The sequence below is a fragment of the Streptomyces sp. V4I23 genome (assembly GCF_030817975.1).
Lineage (GTDB): Bacteria > Actinomycetota > Actinomycetes > Streptomycetales > Streptomycetaceae > Streptomyces.
Window position 1 is genome coordinate 169,672 of the sequence record NZ_JAUSZW010000001.1, and the last position, 18,607, is coordinate 188,278.

At 71.3% G+C, this 18,607-nt stretch carries 1 protein-coding gene; it reads left to right on the top strand.

Annotated elements, in window-relative coordinates:
- The first annotated feature begins 64 nt into the window (after nucleotides 1-64).
- Nucleotides 65-18,607: an SDR family NAD(P)-dependent oxidoreductase gene (locus QFZ82_RS00780; RefSeq protein ID WP_373429207.1), complete on the top strand. Its 18,543-nt coding sequence runs from the start codon at nucleotides 65-67 to the stop codon at nucleotides 18,605-18,607.

Consider the following 18,607-nt stretch of genomic DNA (forward strand, 5'->3'; position numbering starts at 1 on the left):
CACGGCTGCGGGTGTACGCCTCCGCTCAAGCATCGTACGTAACGATAGGTAGGGCAGCTCGACCATGGTTGAATTCCAAGCGGACACGTCGACATCGACCGAGGCGATCGCCATCGTCGGTATGTCTTGCCGACTGCCGTATGCGGAGAACCCCGCTCAGCTGTGGCAGCTGCTGCGCGACGGCCGCAGTACGATTGGCGCGCCCCCGGCAGGCCGCCCCGAACTGCCCTCTCGGCCGGGGGGCTATCTCGAGGACGTCAGCGGCTTTGATGCAGGCTTCTTCGGCATCAGTCCGCGTGAGGCGTCGTCGACGGATCCGCAGCAGCGGCTAATGCTTGAGCTCGCCTGGGAGGCACTGGAGGACGCCAGGATCCTCCCGTCCGATCTTGCCGATAGTCGGACCGGTGTCTTCGTCGGCGTTATCGCCGACGACTATGCTGCCCTCACGCATCAGCACGGGGTCGAAGGCATCACCCGCCACACCCTGACCGGTCTTAGTCGCGGCGTCGTTGCCAACCGGATCTCCTACACCTTGGGTCTGCACGGACCGAGTGCGGCCGTGGACACCGGCCAGTCCTCCTCACTGGTCGCTGTGCACCTGGCAGTCGAGAGCCTGCGCCGAGGCGAGTCCGCCATGGCCATCGCCGGCGGTGTCAACCTCAATTTGGTGCCGGACAGCACCATCGGCGCGGAGCGTTTTGGCGCACTTTCACCAGACGGTCTCAGCTTCACTTTCGACGCGAGGGCGAATGGATATGTACGCGGTGAGGGCGGCGCGTTCGTGGTGCTCAAGCCGCTGCACGCCGCCGTAGCAGACGGCGACTCGGTCTACTGCGTGCTGCACGGCAGCGCGATGAACAACGACGGGACGACCGAGGGTCTCGCCGTACCGAGTCCGGCTGGCCAGCAGGATGTCCTGCGGCAGGCGTACGAGCGTGCCAAGGTGTCCGCGGAGCAGGTGCAGTACGTCGAATTGCACGGCACGGGTACCAAGGTGGGCGACCCGATCGAAGCATCGGCTCTGGGCGCGGTGCTCGGTGACGGCCGCGTGGACGGAGCTGAGCTGCGGGTCGGATCGGTGAAGACCAACGTCGGGCACCTCGAGGGTGCCGCTGGCATCGTCGGCTTGCTGAAAGCGGCGCTCTGCATCCGTAACCGCGAGCTCGTGCCGAGCCTGAACTTCGAAACCCCCAACCCAGACATTCCGTTCGACGAGTTGAAGCTCGCCGTACAGCGAAGCCTCGAGCCATGGCCGCGTCCAGACGAGCCGCTCTACGCAGGTGTCAGCTCGTTCGGTATGGGCGGTACAAACTGCCACGTCGTGCTTTCGGACTGGTGCACTGAGTTGGCGGCGGAGGAGGAGTTGCCTGGCGCTGAGTCCGGCTCGGGTGTGGTGCCGTGGGTGGTGTCGGGTAAGTCGGCTGAGGCTGTGGCTGGTCAGGCGGGGCGGCTGGTGTCGTTCCTGGAGGGGCGTCCGGAGCTGGACGTCGCGGCGGTGGGTCGTTCGCTTGCGGTGTCGCGTGCCCGTTTCGATCATCGTGCGGTGGTTGTGGGGGAGACTCGTGAGGAGCTTCTGGCGGGTGTTCGGGCGTTGGCTGCGGGTGTGCCTGCGGCTGGTGTGGTGTCGGGTCGTGCGGTGCCGGGTGGTGCGGTGGCGTTCCTGTTCTCGGGGCAGGGTAGTCAGCGTGTGGGTATGGGTCGTGAGTTGTATGTGAGCGAGCCGGTGTTCGCGGCTGCTTTCGATGAGGTTGTTGCGGCTCTTGATGTGTATTTGGATCGTTCTCTTGCTGCGGTGATCGAGGGCGAGCCGGAGCTTTTGGATCGGACGGTGTTCACGCAGCCGGCGTTGTTTGCGGTTGAGGTGTCGTTATTTCGCCTGTTGGCTCATTACAGGGTGGTGCCGGATTATCTGGTGGGTCACTCGGTGGGTGAGTTGGTTGCGGCTCATGTGTCGGGTGTGTTGTCGCTCGAGGATGCGGCGCGTTTGGTTTGTGCGCGGGCGCGTTTGATGGAGGGTGTGGCCGCAGGTGGGGCGATGGTTGCTCTGAATGTGGGTGAGGAGCGGGTCTCGAGGTGGCTCGAGGGTCGTTCGGGTGTGGGTGTGGCGGGGTTCAACAGTCCTGGGAGCACGGTGGTTTCGGGTGACGAGGCTGCGGTGTTGGAGGTGTTGGAGCTGGCTCGTGCGGAGGGTGTGAAGGCGACTCGTTTGAACGTGAGTCATGCTTTCCATTCCGCGCATCTGGATGGGATGTTGGAGGAGCTCACTGAGGTTGCGCAGGGGTTCACGTATTCGGCTCCGCGGATTCCGGTGGTGTCGAATGTGACGGGTGGGCTGGTCGAGGAGTTCTCGGCGGAGTATTGGGCTGTTCAGGCTCGGTCGGCGGTGCGGTTCGCTGACGGTGTCGCGACGCTGGCCGGGCTGGGTGTGTCGGCTTTTGTGGAGCTGGGTCCCGTCGGGACGCTTGCGGGTCTGACGGGCGAGTGCCTGGCCGACACCGAGGGCATCGTCGTGGTTCCGGTGCTGCGCAAGGACCGTGCCGAGAAGCGTTCCCTCCTCACCGCCTTGGGCGCTGTGCACGCACATGGTGTGGGTGTGGAGTGGGAGCGGTTTCTGCCGGGGTCGGGTCTGGTGGATCTGCCCACGTACGCCTTCCAGCGTGAGCGCTTCTGGCTGGAAGGTTCGGTGACCGGGCCGGTCCAGGTCCGGACCGCCGCGGCACAGCGGAGCGGTCCGAAGCGGTCCGCGCCGCGCGGCGATGAGCTGGAGCTGGTGTGTGCGCACGTGGCAGCAGTGCTCGGCCACGGATCGGCGCGCGACGTGGACATCGACACGACCTTCAAGGACCTGGGCTTCGACTCCGTCTCGTCCGTCGAGCTTCGGAACGCGCTGAACAGGGCCACCGGGCTGTTGCTGCCCTCCGGCCTCCTTTTCAACCACCCGACCCCGGCGGTACTCGCCGAACACCTCAGTGGTCAGCTCCTCGGCCTGGACCAGGGCCAGGATGACGACGAGTACGAGGCCATAGCGCGTGACGAGCCGATCGCGATCGTGGGCATGGCATGTCGGCTGCCGGGAGGGGTCGCCTCTCCTGAGGACCTGTGGAGTCTGGTCAGCAGCGAGGTCGACGCGGTCGGCGGATTCCCGACCAACCGGGGCTGGGACCTCGATTCGCTCTTCACCCCCGATCCGGACAGCCCCGGCAAGACCTACGCCACCCAAGGTGGTTTCCTGCACGATGCGGACCGGTTCGATGCCGAGTTCTTCGGCATCAGTCCCCGAGAGGCGGCGGCGATGGAGCCCCAGCAGCGGCTGCTGCTGGAGACGGCCTGGGAGGCCTTCGAGCAGGCGGGCATCGACCCCGCCGAGCTGCGCGGCACCCGCACCGGTGTGTACGTGGGCGCGACGGCACAGGAGTACGGGCCGCGGCTGCACGAGCCGTCCGGCGGATACGACGGCTACCTGCTGACGGGCAACACCGCCAGTGTGGCCTCGGGCCGACTGGCCTACACCTTCGGGCTCGAGGGCCCGGCGGTGACGGTCGACACCGCCTGCTCGTCCTCGCTCGTCGCGCTCCACCTCGCCGCGCAGTCGCTGCGCCAGGGCGAGTCCTCCGTGACCATCGCCGGCGGTGTGTCCGTCATGGCCACGCCCGGCATGTTCATGGAGTTCTCCCGGCAGCGCGGGCTGTCGCCGGGCGGGCGTTGCAAGGCGTTCTCGTCGTCGGCGGACGGTACGGGCTGGGCCGAGGGCGTGGGTCTGCTGGTGCTGGAGCGGCTGTCGGACGCGGAGCGCAACGGGCACCAGGTGCTCGCGGTGATCCGTGGTTCCGCCGTGAACCAGGATGGTGCGAGCAACGGTCTGGCGGCCCCGAACGGGCCTTCGCAGGAGCGGGTCATCCGCGCCGCGCTGGCCAACGCCCGCCTGTCGGCGTCCGAGGTGGACGCGGTGGAGGCGCACGGCACGGGCACCAAGCTCGGCGACCCGATCGAGGCGCAGGCGCTGCTGGCCACCTACGGCCAGGACCGCGAAGAGCCGCTCCGACTCGGCTCGCTGAAGTCGAACATCGGTCACACGCAGGCCGCGGCGGGCGTCGCGGGCGTGATCAAGATGGTCATGGCCATGCGTCACGGGGTTCTCCCGGCGACGCTGCACGTGGACGAGCCGACCTCGCACGTCGATTGGTCGGCCGGCGCGGTGGAGCTGCTGACGCAGGCCCAGCAGTGGCCGGAGCTCGATCGTCCGCGCCGGGCGGGCATCTCGTCCTTCGGTATCAGCGGTACCAACGCACACCTCATCGTCGAGCAGGTCACGGAGATCGAAGCTCCGGGGGCGGAGCTGTCGGTGCCGGGGCCGGTGCCGTGGGTGGTGTCGGGCAAGTCGGGGGCCGCTCTGTCGGAGCAGGCGGATCGGCTGGTGTCGTTCCTGGAGGAGCGGCCAGAGCTGGACGTCGTGGCTGTGGGCCGTTCGCTGGCCGTGTCGCGTGCCCGTTTCGATCACCGTGCGGTGGTCGTGGGGGAGACCCGTGAGGAACTCCTCGACGCTCTGCGGGCGCTGACCCCGGGCGAGGCCGTCTCGGCGGGTTCGGTGGCGTTCCTGTTCTCCGGGCAGGGCAGTCAGCGTGTGGGCATGGGCCGTGAGCTGTACGCGGCGGAACCGGTGTTCGCGGCTGCGTTCGACGAGGTTGTCGGGGCGTTGGACGCCCACTTGGACCGTTCGCTCGCCGGGGTGATCGAGGGCGAGCCGGAGCTGCTTCAGCGGACGGTGTTCACTCAGCCGGCGTTGTTCGCGGTCGAGGTGGCCCTGTTCCGTCTGCTGTCTCATTACGGGGTGACCCCGGACTATCTGGTGGGTCATTCGGTGGGTGAGCTGGCGGCGGCCCATGTGGCGGGTGTGCTGTCGCTCGAGGACGCCGCGCGTCTGGTGTGTGCGCGGGCGCGTCTGATGGAGGGTGTTGCCGAGGGCGGGGCGATGGTTGCCCTGAACGCGGGTGAAGCGCGCGTCGCCGGGTGGCTCGAGGGTCGTTCCGGTGTGGATGTGGCCGGGTTCAACAGCCCTGCCGGCACCGTGATCTCGGGTGACGAGACGGCAGTGCTCGACGTCCTGGAGCTGGCTCGCGGGGAGGGTGTGAAGGCGACGCGGCTGAAGGTGAGCCACGCTTTCCACTCCGCGCACCTGGACGGAATGCTGGCGGAGCTCACCGGGGTCGCCCGGACTCTGACCCATTCGGCTCCCCGGATCCCGGTCGTTTCGAATGTCACCGGTGAGGTGGTCGAGGAGTTCGCTGCCGAGTACTGGGCTGTTCAGGCCCGTTCGGCGGTCCGTTTCGCCGACGGCATCGCCACGCTGGCCGGTCTTGGTGTGACGGCGTTCGTGGAGCTGGGTCCCGACGGGACGCTCGCGGGTCTGACGGGCGAGTGCCTGGCCGACACCGAGGGCGTCGTCGTGGTTCCGGTGCTGCGCAAGGACCGTGCCGAGAAGCGTTCCCTCCTCGCCGCCCTGGGCGCTGTGCACGCACAGGGTGTGGGTGTGGACTGGGAGCGGTTCCTGCCGGGGTGCGGTGTGGTGGAGCTGCCGACGTATGCCTTCCAGCGTGAGCGTTTCTGGCTGGATGCGCCGCGTTCCGGTGATGCGGCGGGTCTGGGTCTGACGGCTGTGGATCACCCGTTGATGGCTGCGGTGATCACGGAGCCGGACGGTGATGCGGTTCAGTTCTCGGCTTCGGTGTCGTTGTCCTCGCATCCGTGGCTGGCCGATCACGCGATCGGTGGGACGGTCCTGGTCCCGGGGACGGTGTTCCTGGAGCTCGCGGGCACCGCGGCCGAGCAGCTGGGTTACACCACCGTCGAGGAACTAACCCTCCAGGCCCCCCTGATCCTCTCGGAGAAGACGGGCGCTCAGCTGCGGCTGACCGTCGACCGGGCCGACGCGCGCGGCGATCGTCGGTTCACCGTGTACTCGCGGACCGGCGAAGAGCAGTGGACCGCCCACGCGCCCGGCCTGCTCACGTCCTCCGTCCCCTCGCCGGGCGGTTCCCTGGACCAGTGGCCCCCGGCTGACGCCACCCCCATCCCGCTGGGCGGCGTCTACGACCGCCTCGACGACCTGGGCTACGGCTACGGGCCGGCCTTCCACGGTCTGCGCGCCGCCTGGCGCGCCGGTGACGACCTCTTTGCCGAGGTCGCCCTGCCCGACCAGCTCCACACCGAAGCCGCGCGCTTCGGTGTGCACCCCGCCCTCCTCGACGCGGTCCTGCACCCGCTCGTGCTGGAGGCTGCGGCCTCGGCGCAGGACGACAGCACGATCCGTCTGCCGTTCTCGTTCTCGGGCTTCGTGCTGCACGCGGTCGGTGCCACGGTGTTGCGCGTCCGCTGGACCCGTACCGGCCAGGACACGGCCCGTCTCGCTCTCGCCGACGGCGCCGGCGCTCCGGTCGCGGCCATCGAGTCGGTCGCCCTGCGGCCGATCGCCCGCGATCAGCTCGCGGTTGCCGGCCCGGCCGTGGAGTCCCTGTACCGGGTGGCCTGGGAGCCCGTCCCGGCGGCCGAGCCGGTCGCCGGCCAGCGGTGGGTCCGGCTGGGCGAGGCGCCCTACGCCGACCTCGCCGCGCTCGCCGCCGCGGTCGACGCCGGATCTGCCGTACCGGAGTTCGTGGTGATCGGCGAGCAGGAGCTCGTCGACGACACCACCGGTGACGTACTCGACCAGACCCACGCCACGGCGGCGCGCGGGCTGGAGGCGGTGCGGGAATGGCTGGCCGCCCCGCAGTTCGCGGACAGCCACCTCGTCCTCGTCGTCCCGGACGGCGCGCTGCACACGGCCCCGCTCGTGGGCCTGATCCGTACCGCGCAGACCGAGCAGCCCGACCGACTGGCCCTCGCCCACGTGGACGAGGGCGGTCTGGAGCTGCTACCTGCCGCGTTGGCATCGGGTGAGCCTGAGGTGGCGGTGCGGGGCGGCGAGCTGTTCGTGCCGCGTCTGACGCGTGCCGCGGGTGTCGTGGCGGGTGCGGTGGAGGATCTGGATCCGGAGGGCACGGTCCTGGTGACCGGTGCTCTGGGTACGTTGGGCCGTCTGGTGGCGCGCCGGTTGGTGACGCATCACGGTGCGCGGCACCTGCTGCTGGTGTCGCGTCGCGGTGGTGAGACCCCGGGGGCCGCCGAGTTCGTGGCGGAGCTGGCGGAGTTGGGCGCGCGGGCTCGGGTGGCGGCCTGTGACGTGTCGGATTTCGACGCGCTGGCGGGTCTGCTGGACGAGGTCGCGGTCGAGCGTCCGCTGACTGCCGTGGTGCATACGGCGGGTGTCCTGGACGACACGACGGTCGCTTCGCTGTCGGCCGGTCAGCTGGAGCGAGTGATGCGTCCGAAGGTGGACGCGGCCTGGAACCTCCACCGCCTCACCGAGTCCCACGGTCTCGCCTCGTTCGTCATGTTCTCGTCCATCGCGGGGCTCATGGGCAACGCTGGCCAGGCCAACTACGCAGCCGCGAACACCTTCCTCGACGCCCTCGCGCAGCACCGCCGCGCCCGGAACCTGCCCGCCACCTCCCTCGCGTGGAGCCTGTGGGACAGCGCCGACGGCATGGCTGGAACCCTCGCCGACGCCGACGTCGCGCGGTGGAAGCGGAGCGGAATCGTCCCGCTGACCCCGGATTTGGGTCTCGATCTGTTCGACGCGACGCTCGCCTCGGCGGAGCCGCTGCTGGTCCCCGCCGAACTCGACCTGGGCGCCCTGCGCGCCCGGGCCGAGGAGAACGCGCTCCCCGAGCTGTTTACCGGCCTGGTCCGCGTCCGCCGCCGGCAGGCGGCCGGCACCGACTCGTCGTGGGTCCAGCGGCTGATCGCGCTGGCCGCGGAGGAGCGGGCGCAGGCCGTACTCCAGACCGTACGGGAGACCGTGGGGTTAGTTCTCGGGCACGGGGCCAACGCCGACATCGACCCGGCCAAGGTATTCAAGGACACCGGCTTCGACTCCCTCACGGGTGTCGAATTACGCAACCGGCTCAACTCGGTGACCGGGCTGCGACTGCCCACCACCCTCGTGTTCGACCACCCGTCGCCCCAGGCGGTGGCGGACTTCCTGCTGGACCGGCTCGACGCGACCGGAACGGTCGTTGTCCCGTCGGTGGCAGCCCACGCCCCGGGACTGGACGAGCCGATCGCCGTCGTCGGTATGGGTTGCCGCTACCCGGGCGGGGTCTCCTCGCCGGAGGACCTGTGGCGGCTCGTGGCGGAGGGCCGGGACGCGATCGACGAGTTCCCATCCGACCGCGGCTGGGACGTGGAAGGCCTCTTCGACCCGGACCCCGAGAAGATCGGCAAGTCGTACACGCGCAAGGGCGGATTCCTCTACGAGGCCGCGGAGTTCGATGCCGAGTTCTTCGGTCTGAGTCCGCGTGAGGCGATCGCGACAGACCCGCAGCAGCGTGTGCTGCTGGAGGTCGCGTGGGAGGCGCTGGAGCGTGCGGGAGTCGACCCCGCCTCGCTGCGCGGTTCCTCGACCGGTGTCTACGCGGGTGTGATGTACAACGACTACGGGTCGCGGCTGGGGAGTGCTCCGGAGGGCTTCGAGGGGCATTTGCTGACGGGCACGATCGCGAGTGTCCTGTCGGGTCGAGTGGCTTACACGTTCGGTCTTGAGGGGCCGGCGGTGACGCTGGACACGGCGTGTTCCTCGTCGCTGGTAGCGGTGCACCTGGCCGCTCAGGCGCTGCGCCAGGGCGAGTGCTCGATGGCACTCGCCGGCGGTGTCACCGTGATGTCCACGCCAACGACCTTTGTCGAGTTCTCGCGTCAGCGTGGTCTGTCGCCGGACGGGACCTGCAAGTCGTTCGCGGCTTCGGCGGATGGTACGGGTTGGGCCGAGGGCGCGGGCATGCTGGTGCTGGAGCGTCTGTCGGACGCTCAGCGGCTCGGGCACAACATCCTTGGTGTGATCCGTGGTTCCGCGGTCAACCAGGACGGTGCGAGCAACGGCCTCACCGCCCCCAACGGGCCCTCGCAGGAACGCGTCATCCGCCAGGCCCTCGCCAACGCCCGCCTCGCTCCGCACGAGGTAGACGCGGTCGAGGCGCACGGCACCGGTACCCGGCTCGGTGACCCGATCGAGGCCAACGCGCTGCTGGCCACCTACGGCCAGGACCGCGAAGAGCCGCTGCGTCTGGGATCGATCAAGTCGAACATCGGTCACACGCAGGCTGCCGCGGGTGTCGCGGGCATCATCAAGATGCTGATGGCGATGCGTAACGGGGAGCTTCCGCCGACGCTGCACGTGGACGAGCCGACGCCGCACGTCGACTGGTCGACGGGTGCGGTGGAGCTGGTCACCGAGCGTCGGCCGTGGCCGGAGGTGGCGCGTCCGCGTCGCGCGGCCGTGTCCTCGTTCGGTATCAGCGGTACGAACGCGCATGTGGTCCTGGAGCAGGGCCCGGAGCCGGTCGTGGCCGGTGAGCCGGTGGTGGCGGGGCTTCCGCTGGTGGTCTCGGCGAAGAGCGAGGCGGCCCTGGCGGCGCGTGCCGGCCAGGTGCGTGAGCTGCTGGCCTCGGAGATCGTCGACCCGGCGCGGGTGGCTTCGGCTCTCGCGACCCGGGTCCCGCACCTCCCCTTCCGGGCGACGGTTTCCGGCGCCGGCCGGGACGAGCTGTTGGCGGGTCTTGAGGCGCTGGCCACGGGCGGGTCCGCGGCGAACCTGGTGCACGGCGCGGTCACGGGCTCGGGCAAGACGGTGTTCGTGTTCCCGGGTCAGGGTTCGCAGTGGCAGGGCATGGCTCTGGAACTCTTCGGCTCCTCCCTGGAGTTCGCCGCCCGGCTGGTGGAGTGTGAGCGGGCGCTGGCGCCGTTCACGGACTGGTCGCTGCTGGACGTCCTGCGCGGTGTGGAGGGCGCGCCCGGTTTCGACCGGGTGGACGTGGTGCAGCCCGCGCTGTGGGCGGTGATGGTGTCCCTGGCCGCGTTGTGGCGTTCGGTGGGTATCGAGCCGGATGCGGTGATCGGTCACTCGCAGGGCGAGATCGCGGCGGCCGCGGTGTCGGGGGCGCTGTCGCTGGACGACGCGGCGAAGGTCGTGGCGTTGCGCAGCCGGGCGATCGTGAAGCTGGCGGGTACGGGCGGGATGGTCTCAGTGGCCCTGCCGGCCGACGAGGTTCGCGAGCTCATCACCCGTTGGGGCGGCGCCATCGACATCGCCGCACACAACGGCCCGCGTTCCGTGGTGGTCGCCGGAGAGGTGACCGCTCTCGAGGAGCTGGTCGCCCACTGCAAGGACAACAACATGCGCGCCAAGCGCATCCCGGTCGACTACGCCTCCCACTCCGCGCACGTCGAAAGCCTGCGGGACGAGCTTCTCGACGCCCTGTCCTCGCTCACCCCGCGCGCCGTCAAGGTGCCCTTCCTCTCCACCGTCACCGGGCAGCCGCTGGACGGCACGGAGCTCGACGGCTCGTACTGGTTCCGCAACCTCCGCCAGACCGTCCAACTGGAGGCGGCCACCCGGACCCTGCTCGACCAGGGCCACCGCGTCTTCATCGAGGCCAGCGCCCACCCGGTGCTAACCATCGCGCTCCAGGAGACGATCGACGACACGCCGTACGACAGCGCCGTCACCGTGCCCTCGCTCCACCGTGACGAGGGTGGTGGACTCGACGACTTCCTCGCCTCCGCGGCGCAGGCCCACGTCTCGGGCGCCCCGCTCGACTGGACTGCCGTGGTCGGCGGACCCGGCGCGGTCGTCGACCTGCCGACCTACCCCTTCCAGCGCCGGCGCCACTGGCTGGAGGGCCCGGCGACGGCCTGGGACACGGGCGGGCTCGGCATGGCCGCCGAGCGGCACCCGCTCATCGGTGCCGCGCTCTGGACGGCCGACCAGGACAAGCTGGTCCTCAGCAGCAGGATCGCCCTGAACACGCAGCCCTGGCTGGCGGACCACGCCGTGGCCGGCACCGTGCTGCTCCCCGGTACCGCCTTCGTGGACCTCGCCATCCGGGCGGGTGACCACACGGGCCTCGACCAGCTCGACGAGCTGACCCTCCAGGCACCGCTGATGCTGGCCGGCCGCGGCGGAGTACAGCTCCAGGTCGTGGTCGACGCTCCGGACGAGGAGGGCCGGCGCGCGCTGTCGGTCCACTCCCGCCCGGAACCCGAGTCCGACGACGCCGCGATCCACCCGTGGACCCTGCACGCCACCGGCGTACTGGGTCACGCGGAAGGACGTGCGGCTGTACCGGCCGACACCGCCTGGCCCCCGGCCGGCGCCGAGCCGGTCGACCTGACGGCGGCGTACGACACGCTTGCCGAGCGGGGCTTCCAGTACGGACCCACCTTCCAGGGCCTGCGGGCGCTGTGGCGCGCCGGCCAGGAGATGTTCGCCGAGGTCGGGCTCCCGAAGGACGTCCCCCCGGGCGAGTTCGGGATCCACCCGGCCCTCCTCGACGCCGCCCTGCACCCGCTGGCGCTCGCGGAGGACGGCCGCCTGGTGCTGCCGTTCGCCTGGACCGGCGTCCGGCTGCACGCGGTGAACGCCAGCATGCTGCGCGTACGGATCACCCCGGAAGGCTCGGATGCCGCCCTGTCCCTCGCCGACGCGAGCGGTGCGCCGATCGCGTCGGTGAAGACGCTCAGCCTGCGGGCCGTGGACCCCGCGCCGCTGGCCGGCTCGGGCACCCCCCGCCAGCCGCTGCTCCAGGTGGAGTGGACGACCGCCCCGGAGGCCGCCCCGGCCGCCGGATGGGCCGTCCTCGACGACTCCGGCCACGGTCTGCGCGCCCCTCTGGGCAGCTACTCGGACCTCGCCGGCATTGTCGGAACCCCGCCGCTCGTCGTGGTCCCCTTCCCCGGCGAGGACGGCCCCGGCGCCGTGGCACACCGGGCCCTGCGGCTGGCCCAGGAGTGGCTCGCCGAGGAGCGGTTCGCCGACTCGCGCCTGGTCTTCGTGACCCGTGACGCGACCACCGCCCGCACGGAGGCGGGACTCGGCTCGGCTCCCGTCTGGGGGCTGGTGCGTACCGCCATGGCCGAGAACCCCGACCGGTTCGGCCTGCTGGACCTGACGGACTGGGACCTCTCCGAGGCTGAGCTTGGCCGTGCGCTGGCCGTACCGGACGCGCAGGTGAGCCTGCGGGACGGGGCACTGCTCGTACCGCGGCTGGTCAAGTCGCCCACGACGGGCGACACCGTGCCCGCCCTGAACCCCGAGGGCACCGTGCTCATCACGGGCGCCACCGGCGCCCTGGGCCAGCTGTTCGCCCGCCACCTCGTCGCCGAACACGGCGTACGGCACCTGCTGCTGGCGAGCCGCCGCGGCCGGGACGCGGCGGGCATGCCGGCGCTGGAGGCCGAACTCACGGCTCACGGAGCCGACGTGTCCGTGGTCGCCTGTGACACGGCCGACCGCATGGCGGTCGCCGCGATGCTGGACGCGATCCCCTCGGAGCACCCGCTCACCGCGGTCCTGCACACCGCCGGCGTCCTCGACGACGGCACGCTGCACACCCTCACGGCCGAGCAGCTCGACACCGTACTGCGTCCCAAGGCCGATGCCGCCCGGCACCTGCACGAGCTGACGGCCGACCTGGAGCTGGACGCGTTCGTCCTGTTCTCCTCGCTGGCCGGTACGGTCGGCACCGCGGGACAGGCCAACTACGCTGCGGCCAACACCTATCTGGACGCCCTCGCGCACCACCGCCACGCCCTGGGCCTGCCCGGTACGTCGCTGGCCTGGGGCCTGTGGGCCGAGGTCAGCGGGATGACCGGTCACCTGACCGACGCCGACCTCGCCCGCATGTCCCGGGGCGGCATCGCCCCGATCGGCAGCGAGCAGGGGCTGGCGCTGTTCGACGCGGCCCTCGCGACCCGTCGGCCGGTGCTCGTTCCGGCGCTGCTGGACTACACCGGACTACGGGCACAGAGCGAGGACGGCACCCTGCCCGCGCTCTTCCACGGCCTGGTGCGCCCGGCGCGGCGCGCCGCCGTCGGCGAGCAGGCGGGCGGGAACTCCCTCCAGGAACGCCTGGCGCCCCTGGCCCCCCAGGACCAGGAGCACGCACTGCTGGAACTGGTCCGCGGCGTGGTGGCCTCCGTACTGGGGCACACCGACGCCGACCAGGTCGGGCCCGGCCGGGCCTTCAACGAGCTGGGCTTCGACTCGCTCAAGGCGGTGGAACTGCGCAACCGGCTGAACGCGGCCGCAGGCCTGAAGCTGCCCCCGACGCTGGTGTTCGACTACCCGAGCACGGTCGAGCTGGCCGGCTTCCTGCGGACCGAACTGCTCGGCCCGGCCGCCGCGGTGGCCGAGCCCGAACCGGTCGCTGGCGCCTCCGACGAGCCGATCGCGATCGTCGCGATGGCGTGCCGCTACCCGGGCGAGGTCAGCTCCCCGGAGGAGCTGTGGGCGCTGCTGTCCGACGAGCGGGACGCCATCGGCCCGTTCCCGGACGACCGCGGCTGGGACCTGGACGGCCTGTACGACACGGACCCCGACCACGTGGGCACCTCGTACACCCGGCACGGCGGATTCCTCTACGAGGCTCCGCAGTTCGACCCCGAGCTCTTCGGGGTGAGCGCCCGGGAGGCCACCGCCATCGACCCGCAGCAGCGCCTGCTGCTGGAAATCTGCTGGGAGGCCTTCGAGCGCGCGGGCATCGACCCGACCTCTCTCAAGGGCAGCCAGACCGGTGTGTTCGCCGGTGTCATGGCCAACGACTACGCGGCACGCCTAAAGGACGCCCCCGAGGCCCTGGAGGGCTACCTGGCGGTCGGCAGCACGGTCAGTGTCGCCTCCGGCCGCGTCGCCTACACCTTCGGCCTGCAGGGACCGGCGATCACCGTCGACACCGCCTGCTCCTCCTCGCTCGTCTCCGTCCACCTCGCCGCGCAGGCGCTGCGGAACGGCGAATGCGGGCTGGCCCTGGCCGGCGGTGTGACCGTACTGGCCGCGCCCACCCTGTTCGTCGAGTTCAGCCGGCAGCGCGGCCTGGCACCGGACGGCCGGTGCAAGTCCTTCTCCGCGCAGGCGGACGGGGCGGCCTGGGCCGAAGGCGCCGGAATCCTCCTGCTGGAGCGGCTCTCCGATGCCCAGCGCAACGGCCGCCGGATCCTCGGCGTGATCCGCGGAACCGCCGTCAACCAAGATGGTGCGAGCAACGGCCTCACCGCCCCCAACGGCCCCTCCCAGGAGCGGGTGATCCGCCAAGCCCTGACCAACGCGGGCCTGACCACCGCGGACGTAGACGCGCTGGAGGCCCACGGCACCGGCACCACGCTGGGCGACCCGATCGAGGCCCAGGCCGTACTCGCCACCTACGGGCAAGAGCGCCCGTCCCCCCTCCTGATGGGCTCCCTGAAGTCCAACATCGGACACTCCCAGGCCGCCGCCGGTGTGGCCGGCGTCATCAAGATGGTCATGGCGATGCAGCACGGGGTGCTCCCCAAGAGCCTTCACATCGACGAGCCCAGCCCGCACGTGGACTGGTCCGCCGGAGAGGTGGAACTGCTCACCGAGGCGGTGCCGTGGCCCGAGTCCAAGCGGCCGCGCCGGGCAGGCGTGTCCTCCTTTGGCATCAGCGGTACCAATGCCCACGTCATCGTGGAGCAGCCGCCGACCGAGGGGACGGTCCCGCAGGCCGAGCCGATGCCGGTCGTTCCGCTGCTGCTGTCTGCGCACAACGACGCGGCCCTGCTGGCGCAGGCCGACCAGGTGGGCGCGGCCCTCGCCGACACCGGGCAGCAGGACCTGGCATCGACGGGCCGGACCCTGGCCGTCGGACGGGCCGGACTGCCGCACCGCGCCGTGGTGGTGGCCTCCACCGCCATCGAAGCGGTCGACGGATGCGCGGCACTGACCGTGCGGGGTGCACCCGTGGACGGCCGTACGGCCTTCCTCTTCACCGGTCAGGGCAGCCAGCGACTCGGCATGGGCCGGGAGCTGTACACCGCCTACCCCGCCTACGCCGAGGCCCTGGACGCCGTATGCGAAGAGCTCGACCCATGGCTGGAAACGCCGCTGCTCGACGTCCTCTTCGGTGAGGACCCGGCGCCGCTGGACCAGACCGGCTTCACCCAGGCCGCCCTGTTCGCAACCGAGGTCGCGCTCTTCCGGCTCCTCGAAGGCTGGGGCGTACGGCCGGACTTCCTCGCGGGCCACTCCATCGGTGAGCTGGCCGCCGCGCACGTCGCCGGCGTCCTCTCGCTGGCGGACGCGGCGCAGCTCGTCGCGGCCCGCGGCCGGCTGATGCAGGCACTGCCCGGCGGCGGCGCGATGCTCGCCGTGCAGGCCGAGGAGCAGGAGGTGCTGCCGCTGCTCGCCGGACGGGAGGACCTGCTGGGCATCGCCGCCGTCAACGGCCCCACCTCCGTGGTGCTCTCGGGCGACGCGGAAGCCGTCGAGGCCATCGGAGCCGAACTCTCCGCCCAGGGACGCAAGACCAAGCGACTGCGCGTCAGCCACGCCTTCCACTCCCCGCACATGGACGCGATGCTGGACGAATTCCAAACGGTCGCGCAGGGGCTCACGTTCGCCGCGCCCACCATCCCGATCGTCTCCACCCTGACCGGACAGCCGGTCGGCGCAGAGGAACTGACCACGCCCGAGTACTGGGTCCGGCACGTCCGCCGGCCCGTGCGCTTCCTGGACGCGGCACGCGCCCTGGAAGCCGAAGGCGTACGGACCTTCCTGGAGCTCGGCCCGGACGGCGTGCTCAGCGCGATGGGGCAGGACTTCCTCGACGCGGGATCGCTCCTGGTCCCGGGGCTGCGCGGCGGGCACCACGAGCCGCACACCGCCGTCACCGCCCTGGCCCACGCCCACGTACGGGGCGTGCCGGTGGACTGGCGCGCACTGTTCGGCGAGAACGCCGGACCGGCCGCGGACCTGCCGACCTACCCCTTCCAGCGCCAGCGCTACTGGCTCACGGAGGGGCCCGGCGGAGGCGACGTCACCTCAGCCGGACTCGACTCCGCACGGCACCCGCTGCTCGGGGCCGCGGTTCCGCTCGCCGACTCCGACGGTGTCCTGTTCACCGGCCGGATCTCGGCCCGCAGCCACACCTGGTTCGCCGACCATGCCGTCGCCGGGACCCTGCTGGTCCCGGGCACGGCCCTGGTGGAGCTCGCGCTCCACGCGGGCGCCGCACTCGGCTGCGAGCGGCTGGAGGAACTCGCCCTCCAGGCACCCCTGGTCCTTCCCGACGAGGGTGCGCTCCAGCTCCAGATCACCGTCGGCGGCCCCGACTCAGAAGGCCGCAGACCCGTCGCCGTCCACTCGCGCGGGGACCAGGAAGGCGACGTCTGGAACCGGCACGCCACCGGAACCGTGGTGGCCGCCGTTCCCGGCGGCCCCGAACCCGACCTCGCGTCCTGGCCTCCGGCCGGCGCCGAACCCCAGCCGGTCGAGGACCTGTACGACCGCCTCGCCGACCATGGCTACGGCTACGGCCCCGCCTTCCAGGGCCTCCAGGCGGCATGGCGCTCGGGCGAGGACCTCTACGCCGAGGTACGGCTGTCCGTCGACCCTGATGGATTCGCCCTGCACCCGGCACTGTTCGACGCCGCGCTGCACGCACTGCTCCTGGAGGATTCGGCCGAACTACGGCTGCCCTTCTCCTTCGGCGGCGTCCAGCTGACCGGGTCCCGGACCGGCACCGTGCGGGTCAAGCTGTCGGCCGGCCCGGACGGAACGGTCGCGGTCAGCATCGCCGACGAGACGGGCGCGCCGGTCGCCACCGTCGCATCGCTCGCCCTGCGGGCCCTGCCGACGGGGACCGCGCTGACCCGCCCCTCTGACCAGCACGTGTACGCGGTGGAGCGGGCCGGTGTGGAACTCCCCACCGGTGGCGACACGACCATCGTGGTCCTCGGCGAGGCCGACCTAGGACTCGCCGCCGAGCACCACGCCGACCTAGCCGACCTGGCCGCCTCGACGGCGGACGGCGCGGCCGCACCCGACGTGGTCGTCCTTCCGGTACGCCCGGCCACTCCGCAGGAGACCGGCCGGGTCACGGAGGAGGTGCTGGCGGTACTGCGGCAGTGGCTCGCCACCGACGCGCCGGCTGGAGCGCGGCTCGCCGTGGTCAGCACCGGGGAACTGGCGCACAGCGCACTCTCCGGGCTGATGCGGACCGCCGAGTCGGAACACCCGGGACTTTTCCAGCACGTGATCACGGACGGCCTGCCGGCCGGCCGCGAGCTGCTTGCCGCGGCCCTGGCCGATCCCCGACCGCAGCTCGAACTGCACGAGGGACAGGCCTACGTGACCCGGCTCGCCAAGGTCCCGTACCCGGTCCGGACCCCGGACGTCGACGACGCGTTCGACCCGGAGCGTACGGTGCTGATCACCGGTGGCACGGGCGCACTCGGAGCCCAGGTCGCCCGGCACCTGGTGACCGGCCGCGGCGCCCGTCGCCTGCTGCTCACCAGCCGGCAAGGCGGGGCGGAGGACCTTGTCGCCGAACTGACAGCGCTCGGCGCGGACATACGGGTCGCGGCATGCGACGCGGCCGACCGCGACGCGCTGGCCGGGCTGCTCGCCTCGATCCCGGACGAGCACCCGCTCACCGCGGTCGTGCACGCGGCCGGCGTCGTCGCGGACGCCACGCTGGAGGCCATGAGCCCGGAGAGCCTCTCCCGGGTCCTGCGGCCGAAGGTGGAAGCCGCCTGGAACCTGCACGAGCTGACCGCCGGACTGGAGCTGACGGACTTCGTCCTCTTCTCTTCCGTCGCCGGCCTGGTAGGCAACGCCGGACAGGCCAACTACGCCGCCGGCAACACCTTCCTGGACGCGCTCGCCGAACACCGGCGCGCCGAGGGCCTGCCCGCCGTGTCCCTCGCCTGGGGTATGTGGCAGGACGGGATGGCGAGCGACCTCGACCGTGCCGACCGGGCCAGGATCGCACGCAACGGGATCCTGCCGATGCCGACCGACCGGGCACTCGCGGCCCTCGACACTGCCCTGGCCGGAGCCAAGGCGCCACAAGCCGACGGCGAGGCGGCGACCCGACCGGTGCTCGCACCGGTGGCACTCGACCTCGCGGCACTGCGGAGCCTCGGGGACGCACTGCCCGAGCTGTACCGGGGCCTGGTGCGCACCGAGCGCCGAGCCGGTCGGCGTGCCTCCGCTCCGGCGGAGATCCCGCTGGCGCAGCGGCTCACGGGCCTGGACGTGGAAGAGCAGCAGCAGCTGCTGCTCGACCTCGTCAGGGAACAGGTCGGCATCGTCCTGGCCCACCCGGCCCCGCGGACGATCGACGATCAGCGCGGACTGCTGGACCTGGGCTTCGACTCCCTCACCGCGGTCGAACTGCGCAACAGGCTGAACACCATCACCGAACTGCGGTTGCCCAGCACGCTCGTCTTCCACCATCCGACCACCCAAGCCGTCGCCGAATACCTGCGGGGCGAGCTGGTCGGCGAAGTGGCAGACCCGGTCCAGGCAGCCCTGGACGCACTTGAGGCCGCTCTCTCGGCCGCCGGCCCGTCGGACGGCGACGGACCGGCAGGAACGTACGCCGCGCGACTGCGCGGCCTGCTTCGGAGGGTGGACGGCGGCCCCGACGGCGCCGACCTCGACCTGGCAACTGACGACGAACTCTTCGCAGCACTTGACAACGAACTCGGCAGGTAG